1 protein-coding gene is annotated in these 1403 nt (G+C 37.1%); it reads right to left on the bottom strand.

Features of this window, described 5'->3' with window-relative positions; translation table 11 throughout:
• Positions 1-131: 131 nt before the first annotated feature.
• Entirely contained in the window at positions 132-1364 is a 1233-nt protein-coding gene (locus C4S38_RS16200; protein ID WP_234999437.1) for a PDZ domain-containing protein, read from the bottom strand.
• Between the last annotated feature and the right edge of the window lie 39 nt (positions 1365-1403).

The following is a 1403-nucleotide window of genomic DNA, read 5'->3' as shown; positions in this document are numbered from 1 at the left end:
TCAATAAATACCTTACGTGCTAATTTTATTTTTCCCTAGTGTCCAAATGTCACCAGAAGGGATAAATGGTGAAACATAAATTGACTTCTTCATAAAATCACTTGATTATAAACGTTCTGTTTTTTTATATATCAGAGTTCAAAATTCTCGCTCCTGTCCACAATCACTTTTATTTTCAATCGCTTTCCTTGGCGATTGATATCATACATAAGCGTATCTTGCAGTAGTAATTCCTTCTTTTCTTCAGTAGTACATGTTTTAATATCTTTCCCATTAACAGCAATAATTTCATCCCCCTCCTTTAATCCCGCTTTCTTACAATAATTCTCATCATAATCAGCTATTTTATCAATAATAAACTTCCCTTGTTTATTCATGTTGGAAGACATGTGAAAACGTTTGGACAATGGATTGAAAATACGCTGGAAGCTCTTGATTGGCAATAAGCCTAGTTGTTTGTTTTTCAAATCAAAATAGACATTGAATCTTTTGAGAAAGTTCAGTCCTACCAAATATTGACCAGGCATTGAAGTAGGAAAGTCGGCTGTATGAATTCTCAATGAATCCAATTGTACTTGATTGGATAGTGTAGCACCCACAATAAAACGTCGGGTATAATAGGGCTCTTGTACCCAGACTGCATCTTGGCGGCTGTTGAAAAAATCAAATTCCGGTACTCCGGAAATCAGAACTACATCCCAATACATGGCGGTATCTATCAGATATGTATGATTAAGCGTTAAAGTATCTCCATCTGAGAAGGTCACTTGCAGGGGTAAGTCAACGTAAACCCGAGAAAGTGAACCTCGTGTCAAAGGAAATGTCTGGCAGTTTTCCGGCATAACGAAGTTTGAGTCAGAATGAATCTCTATATAACCATGTTCAAAATTCAGTTCCCATATATGTGTTGTATCATTTTGTGGAATATGAAACAGTCCATCAGAACAACTCATATGCGTAAATCCTTTCCAATCATAAACGTTCATCCTATCAAATAGAAGGCTCGTTTCTCCCACATGAAAAGTCATTGCTGCAGAATAATAGATTGATGCCGGTACACTATATTTAGACCATCCAGTCCCTGTTGGAAATACAGCATCTGGCGATGAATGCATAATGGCGGGATGCGCTATACAAAAAGAAGAATCTAACTCCAAAGCCGTTCCTCCCGTATCAAAAATTAAGTTTGCAGTTACACTGTCATTAAAATGTACCGGCAACTCCATCTTTAGACTTTTAGGGTTAATAACAAAAGATACCCGATTGGGGAAACTCTCTTGCATAGGTTTCGTACAACAAACGCTTACCGCTATAAGGGCAATAACGAAGCCGGAGTGACAGATGGCTTTATGGATTTTATTCATACTGGCAGATTATATAGGTTTATACTGCACTACTAGAAT

This window comes from Parabacteroides chinchillae (assembly GCF_900108035.1).
GTDB lineage: Bacteria > Bacteroidota > Bacteroidia > Bacteroidales > Tannerellaceae > Parabacteroides > Parabacteroides chinchillae.
The sequence above is the reverse complement of the archived record's forward strand: the minus strand, read 5'-3'. Positions and strand labels throughout refer to the sequence as shown.